Below are 6,863 nucleotides of genomic sequence, written 5' to 3' on the forward strand. Positions count from 1 at the left end.
CCCCCATCCTGTCCAGGCTAGACTACGGCCGCCAGCTCTATAGCCAGCGATCGTGTATTTAAGCATTAATTCCTTGAGATGGGAGATGATCAGGGTATTCTTGGTGGAATCATCTTTAACAAAAATCCCGAAAATTTTAAAGAATGATAAGATAAAGAGGTCATACACCAAAGTATATGGGAGGTTCTACGACGTCCTAGACATCCAAGCCCTGCCTCCCCAAGCTAGAGTCTACATGGGGCCGAAGGAGGGTAGACCGGACATAGTCCACAGATCTGTGCTTTCCGTAACCGATCATCCTCTCTTCCTTATGGGACACATCGAGTTCTACGTGCACACCTTGGATGGTAGGATATTCCGCTTCTCCAAGGAGGTCAGGCCCCCTCGCAACTACGTAAGGTTCCTTGGTTTGATGAGTAAGCTACTCGACGAGGGGTGGGTGGGCCCGAGCAAGGATGAACCACTCATATGGGAAGTGAACGAGAGATTAGGAGACTTGATAAGCGATAAGGCAATACTCCTAGAGGAAAGTGGAGAGTTCAGCGATCCCTTAGCCTACTTGAGGGACTTAGTGAAGGGGGAGGACATCTCGATTATGGTTGGCGGGTTCCCCAAAGGATCTTTCTCTGATGATGTCATATCGCTCGCCAGAGGCATATTCAGCCTATATAGGGGAATGCTGTCCTCTTCAACGGCCCTCTCCATGATGCTCACTTATCTCTACTACTTGGAGGTATGGGGATGAGGAGGAAGGCCAAGGAAAGGGAGAAGGACCTTGCTAAGCAGAGGATAATGAGACTGCTCAAGTTGGCCGATGAGGCATACCCTAGAGAACCTGAACTCGGACTCCAATATGGAGAGCTGGCCAGAAGGTTGGCTCTAAGAACAAGAGTCAGGATACCCGAGCAATGGAAGTGGAGGTACTGCAAGGGATGTGGATCCTTCCTTTACCCTGGAATAAACGCCGACGTCAGGACGAGAGATCGCAGGCTTCCTCACCTAGTGATCAGATGTCGGTTATGCGGTGAGATAAGAAGAATTCCATATCTAAGGGAGAAGAGGGTCAGGAGAGCGGCATCTCGTTGAGTAGGGGATCATGCGAGGACACCTTGGTAGGCCTCAACTTCCCTAATGGTTTTATATGCCACGGCTGCAGTAGCTTGTTGAAGGTCTAACGAAGAAAATGGGTGATGAGCTTGCCTACAGCCAGGGATGTACGGGCTGACCTGCTGATAGACTCTCTTAAGGAGGAGCTTAAGAAGTTCGAATCGATAAAGCCACCCGAGTGGGCTTTCTACACTAAAACAGGGGTGTATAAGGAGAGACCCCCTGTCCAAGAGGACTGGTGGTACATCAGGGCTGCCTCCATACTAAGAACCCTTTACATGAGAGGAGGAAGGCCTGTCGGTGTAGAAAGGCTCAGAACAAAGTATGGGGGCAGGAAAGATAGGGGGGTGAGACCAGAGAGGTTCGTTAAGGGAAGCGGGCATGTGATACGGCTCATCCTCCAGCAACTGGAGGCCGCTGGTCTAGTGGAAAAGGTGGAAAGGAGGGGCAGGAGGATCACACCTGAGGGAGTCTCTCTCTTGGATAAGGTAGCCGCTGGAATAATCAAGGAGATGGAGTTGATCCCAGGAAAGGTGGAAGCGCCATGAGTGCCGAGGATAGAGCGCTTAAGGAGATACAGGAGAAGCTGATGGCCGAGATGGCGGCTAAGCAGAGTAAAGAGGAGGAAGTAGCCAAGGAACTCCAGAAGATAGATGCGCTCGTCAAGCAGCTCCTGACCAACGAGGCTTGGCAGAGGCTCAAGAGGGTGGAGCTAGTTAAACCCGACCTGGCCAATGAGGTAAAGTTATATTTGGTTCAACTTTATACCACCGGTCGGCTAGCTAGGAGACTGACCGACGATGAATTGAAGGCCCTGCTGGCCCAGCTATCGGAGAGGGCCAAGAGGGATTTCAACATAAGGATAGTGTGAGTGTAGGGTGATAACTATGGCAACTCACAGGCCTCTGGGGAGTAAGCTGAGATATGCTAGGGCCCTTAAGAGTAATAGGAGAGTCCCTGCCTGGGTCTACGCGAGGACTAACAGGAAGGTCAGGGCCAGACCCCTCAGGAACTGGAGGAGGAGCAGGCTCCAACTGTGAGGTGATCTTCTATGGCTGAGGTGAAGGAAGTGGCCTTCAACATAAATATGGGGATCATCATAAGGGCGAAGTACCCTCCCAAGAAGAGAGCGGCGAGGGCCGTGAAGTTCATCAGGGCCTTCGTCAGGAGGCATGCGAAGATCCCTGAAGAATACGAGATAAAGGTCAGACCGGAGTTGAACGAGCTACTGTGGTCCAGAGGAGCTGGAAATCCACCCGGTAAAGTGAGAGTGCGCGTGGTATTGGACGAGGATGAGAAGACAGCAGTCATATGGCCGGCTTAGGGATATAGATGGTGGTTTTTAGGGTAAAGGTATTCGGCAGCTACAATTTAGGGGTCTACTTGAGGGCGGTGGGTCCCTACCTGCTGGCCCCGCCCAACGCCTCGCAGGTGATTGGTGAGGAGGTAGAGGAGATAGGTCTGAAGGTAGTTGAGGCCTCGATTTATGATAGTAGGATGTTGGGCATCTTCTTGACTGGGAACAGCAAGTCTCTGCTGGTCCCTCCCATAGCATCAGAGGGCGAAATCAGATACCTCATGGAGAAGCTGGATCTGGAAGTTCATGTGCTTCCCTCTGCCAGACTGACTGCCTTGGGAAATGATATAGCGGCGAACGATTATGGGGCTTTGGTGCACCCCCTCTTCACGGATGACGAGGTGGATCTCATAAGCAAGTTCCTAGGAGTCAAGGCGATCAGGGGGAGGATAGGCGGTGTCCCCGTGGTCGGCTCTCTCGTGGTGGCCAATAACAAGGGATGTCTGATCTCCCCCTCTGCCGATGATGCCGAGCTGAGGGGCGCCTCCGAGATCTTGGGGGTGGAGTGCCTCAGAGGCACCGTCAATGATGGCGTCGGTTATATCAGGCTGGGGCTAGTGGCCAGCGACTCCGGTGCTCTAGTTGGCTATCCCACCACCCCTATGGAGATAGAGAACTTGGCGGAAGCTCTTAATATAGAACCATGAGCCTATCAGTGAGGTGCGAAGATTGAGCCAAGAGAGAGCTGCCGACCTGAACTTCCTCCAAACGCTCTACAGATACCTGCTGGACGAGTACAACCGGTTGAACCTCCTCAAGACAGACTTAGAAAGGACAATAGAGACTCTAAAGGCCCTTAATAAGGCACAGGAGGAAGAAGTTGGCCCTTTGATAATCCCTGTATCTTCCTTCCTGTCCCTCCTAGTAGATGGAGTCAAGGTCAAGGAGACGCTCGTCCTCATGGGTGGCAACATATATGCTAAGATGGGACCCGAGGATGCATTGAAGCAGGCCCAGGAGAGGCTGGAGGAGGTAAACAAAGGCCTTCAGGAAGTGGGCATAAACCTCACTAAGGTCCAGCTCGAGATAGAGAACCTACAGAGGGGGACCTCGAGACGTGCTAGGTAGACTCGTAGACGAATTGACCTCCAGAGGAATTGTGAGGAAGAAGTGGGGTAAGAGGGATGTCTTCAGGGTATTTGACTCCTTAGAGCTGGAGCTGGTGGCCCAAGGGGTTCCCCCCTCCCTAGTGGACAGCCTCAGGGAGGAAGTGGCCAAGAAGCTGGATGGAGTGGAGACCAAGGGAGATCCAAAGAGAATCGTGAGGGACGCGATCAAATCAGCGATAAGAGGGCTGCTTCCCTCTCAGATGAGATTGGACGATGTTATCGGGGTCAAAGGTCTCTACAAGGTCGTGTTCTTCGGGTTCAACGGTGTAGGGAAATCCCTAAGCATTGTCAAGATGGCCAGATACCTGCAGAGTAAGGGGAAGAGGGTCCTTGTTGTCTCGGCTGATACTTACAGGGCTGCAGCGGGCGATCAGCTCGAGGGTTACTGCAGATCTGCCGGCGTTCCAATGTTCAAGGGTCCAAGAGGCGCCGACCCCGCGGCTGTCGCGTACGACGGTCTCAATATGGCCTCCTCCAAGGGGTACGAGTTCGTCCTCATCGACACGGCCGGGAGGAACTACCTGAACAAGAACCTCACGGAGGAATTGAGGAAAGTGGTGAGGGTCGTTCAACCGGACCTCAGGGTCCTGGTGGTGGATGGCATGGCGGGGAATGATGTCCTCAATCAGTGCGATTCCTTTGAGGAGGCTGTTGGTATTGATGCCCTAGTGGTCACCAAGGTAGATGGCTCGGGCCTAACCACCCCGCTTGTTGCTTCTCTCCACTCCGGAAAGCCCGTGCTCTTCTTAGGGATCGGTCAGTCCTTCAACGATCTCAGGAATTTCGACCCCGAGGAGGCAATAGATTATATCCTCGCATGACCTCTTATCCAGGTGTTAATCAATGGCCTCGGTGCTGAGAAGGCTCAAGGGGAGGGACTTCCTAACCCTTCTGGATTTCACACCACTAGAATTTAAGGCGTTGATTGTCAGGTCCAGAGAGCACAAGTGGGGTCTGACGAGAGGAGACTCCCTGAAGGGCAAGTACGTCGCTGGCATCTTCGAGAAGCCGTCTACTAGGACTAGGGTCTCCATGTCTGTAGCTACATTCGACCTAGGGGGCGTGTTCCTAGAGCTCCCCACATCAAGTCTTCAGGTATCCAGGGGAGAAACGTTGAGGGACACGGCTCAGGTGTTGAGCAGGTTCGTCAATGCGATAGCTGCTAGGGTGAAATCCCACTCCACCCTCGAGGAACTCGCTAGGTGGGCCGATGTACCAGTGATCAACATGCTGAGCGATAAGTTCCATCCTCTCCAAGCCCTTACCGACGTTTTCACCATGATTGAGTTTTTCGGGGATAGGAAGCTGAAGGTCGTTTTCCTAGGGGATGGGGCTGCTAACACGAACCACAGCCTTATGATAGCCTCCGCTCTAGTAGGATACGACTATGTCGTGGGAGCGCCTCAGGAATACTGGCCCGACAAGGACATAGTGTCCAAGGTCGAGGAGATCATGGGGGAAACGAGAGGAACATTGAGGGTGATGGGGGACCCCATCGAGGCTGTCAAGGGAGCCGATGTAATCTACACGGACACGTGGTTCTCCATGGGTGTGGAGGACATAGAGAGGAGGAAGGAGGTATTCCCGCCCTATCAGGTGAACTCCAAGCTCCTAAGTCACGCTGCTCCTCACGTTAAGGTGATGCATTGCCAGCCTTGGTTCTTGGGACAGGAGATAACCGAGGAAGTTGCCTACGGTCCCCATTCCATAGCGTTTGAACAGGCGGAGAACAGGCTTCACACGGCGAAAGCTGTGCTGGAGGCTCTCCTCATATAAATCTTTCTCAGTCAACTTTATATAGCTACGCGATCACTAATCTGATTGGCCACGGTTGACCCGGTGGCGGTCCCGAGGAGATGAAGGGGGGAGACCCCGATCGGGTGAGGGATCGTCTTTCCGACCGTGGCGACAGTGTGCGTACGTTGAGTACGGTCATGTGAGCACGAGGAAACGTCAGATCCCTCGTGCTCAAGAGAGTCCGGATGTCCCCACGAATGGTGGGTGGCGGTTTTGGGAGGCCTTGCGGCCGTATGCGAGACCGGTTGATCCTGCCGGAGGGGACCCCTATCGGGCTCGGACTAAGCCATGCGAGTCGGCTGGGGGCCCTTGCCCCTGGCGGCGCACGGCTCAGTAATACACGGTCAACCTGCCCTGGGGACCGGGATAACCTCGGGAAACTGAGGCTAATCCCGGATAGGGGTGGATTCCTGGAATGGGTCCACCCCCAAAGTAGGCGGGGGAATGGCCCCGCTGAGGCCCCAGGATGGGACCGTGGCCCATCAGGTAGTAGGTGGGGTAACGGCCCACCTAGCCTAAGACGGGTGCGGGCGGTGGGAGCCGGAGCCCGGAGATGGGCACTGAGACAAGGGCCTAGGCCCTACGGGGCGCAGCAGGCGCGAAACTTCCCCAATGCGCGCAAGCGTGAGGGAGTGAGCCCGAGTGCCGCCCGCTGAGGGCGGCTGTTCCCGGGTGTAAACAGCCCGGGGTAGGAAGGGGAGGGTAAGGCTGGTGCCAGCCGCCGCGGTAAAACCAGCTCCTCGAGGGGTCCCCACGCATACTGGGCCTAAAGCGTCCGTAGCCGGCCCCGTAAGTCCCCGGTTAAATCCACCGGAAGACCGGTGGGCCGCCGGGGAGACTGCGGGGCTAGGGAGCGGGGGGGGCCGAGGGTATTCCGGGGGATAGCGGTAAAATGCGTAGATCCCCGGAGGACCACCAGTGGCGAAGGCGCTCGGCTGGAACGCGTCCGACGGTGAGGGACGAAAGCTGGGGGAGCAAACCGGATTAGATACCCGGGTAGTCCCAGCCGTAAACGATGCCGGCTAGGTGCCGGCCGAGGTTTCGGCCTCGGCCGGTGTCGAAGCGAAGGCGTTAAGCCGGCCGCCTGAGGAGTACGGCCGCAAGGCTGAAACTTGAAGGAATTGACGGGGGGGCACCACAAGGGGTGAATGCCTGCGGCTCAATTGGACTCAACGCCGGGAATCTTACCGGGGGCGACAGCAGGATGAAGGTCAGGCTGAAGACCTTACCTGACGCGCTGAGGGGTGGTGCATGGCCGTCGCCAGCTCGTGCCGTGAGGTGTCCTGTTAAGTCAGGCAACGAGCGAGACCCCCGCCCCTAGTTGCCAGCGGGGCCCTTCGGGGCTGTCCGGGCAAACTAGGGGGACCGCCGGCGAAGAGCCGGAGGAAGGAGGGGGCCACGGCAGGTCAGTATGCCCCTAATCCCCCGGGCCGCACGCGGGCTGCAATGGGCGGGACAGCGGGATGCGACCCCGAGAGGGGGAGCAAATCCCT

The 6,863-nt window shown here is 55.6% G+C and carries 10 protein-coding genes and 1 rRNA gene; all 11 read left to right on the forward strand.

Annotated elements, in window-relative coordinates; translation table 11 throughout:
* Positions 1–73 precede the first annotated feature (73 nt).
* Positions 74–745, forward strand: a complete 672-nt coding sequence (locus QI197_08285; protein ID MDK2373357.1) for a hypothetical protein — start codon at positions 74–76, stop codon at positions 743–745.
* Positions 742–1,086 (forward strand): ribonuclease P, encoded by a 345-nt coding sequence (locus QI197_08290; protein MDK2373358.1) that lies wholly within the window; start codon positions 742–744, stop codon positions 1,084–1,086. Before QI197_08285 ends, QI197_08290 begins: the two co-directional genes overlap by 4 nt.
* 110 nt (positions 1,087–1,196) lie before the next feature.
* Positions 1,197–1,655, forward strand: a complete 459-nt coding sequence (locus QI197_08295; GenBank protein ID MDK2373359.1) for a 30S ribosomal protein S19e — start codon at positions 1,197–1,199, stop codon at positions 1,653–1,655.
* Positions 1,652–1,978: a DNA-binding protein gene (locus tag QI197_08300; protein ID MDK2373360.1), complete on the forward strand. Its 327-nt coding sequence runs from the start codon at positions 1,652–1,654 to the stop codon at positions 1,976–1,978. Before QI197_08295 ends, QI197_08300 begins: the two co-directional genes overlap by 4 nt.
* Before the next feature lie 16 nt (positions 1,979–1,994).
* Complete coding sequence (rpl39e, locus tag QI197_08305; GenBank protein MDK2373361.1) at positions 1,995–2,147, forward strand: 50S ribosomal protein L39e; 153 nt, start codon at positions 1,995–1,997, stop codon at positions 2,145–2,147.
* A gap of 11 nt (positions 2,148–2,158) precedes the next feature.
* Positions 2,159–2,431 carry a 50S ribosomal protein L31e gene (locus QI197_08310; GenBank protein ID MDK2373362.1) on the forward strand — a complete coding sequence of 91 codons (273 nt, stop codon included), beginning with the start codon at positions 2,159–2,161 and terminating at the stop codon, positions 2,429–2,431.
* An 8-nt stretch (positions 2,432–2,439) separates the two neighbouring features.
* Positions 2,440–3,111 (forward strand): translation initiation factor IF-6, encoded by a 672-nt coding sequence (locus tag QI197_08315; protein MDK2373363.1) that lies wholly within the window; start codon positions 2,440–2,442, stop codon positions 3,109–3,111.
* Positions 3,112–3,133: 22 nt separating this feature from the next.
* Complete coding sequence (locus QI197_08320; GenBank protein MDK2373364.1) at positions 3,134–3,532, forward strand: hypothetical protein; 399 nt, start codon at positions 3,134–3,136, stop codon at positions 3,530–3,532.
* Entirely contained in the window at positions 3,522–4,394 is an 873-nt protein-coding gene (locus QI197_08325; protein MDK2373365.1) for a signal recognition particle-docking protein FtsY, read from the forward strand. The genes QI197_08320 and QI197_08325 overlap by 11 nt, the downstream gene beginning before the upstream one ends.
* A 22-nt stretch (positions 4,395–4,416) precedes the next feature.
* Entirely contained in the window at positions 4,417–5,349 is a 933-nt protein-coding gene (gene argF, locus QI197_08330) for an ornithine carbamoyltransferase (protein ID MDK2373366.1), read from the forward strand.
* A gap of 259 nt (positions 5,350–5,608) precedes the next feature.
* Positions 5,609–6,863: ribosomal RNA gene (locus QI197_08335) — 16S ribosomal RNA — on the forward strand; the annotation flags it as partial.

It is taken from the genome of Thermoproteota archaeon, from assembly GCA_030130125.1.
In the GTDB taxonomy this organism is placed as follows: Archaea; Korarchaeota; Korarchaeia; order Korarchaeales; family Korarchaeaceae; genus Korarchaeum.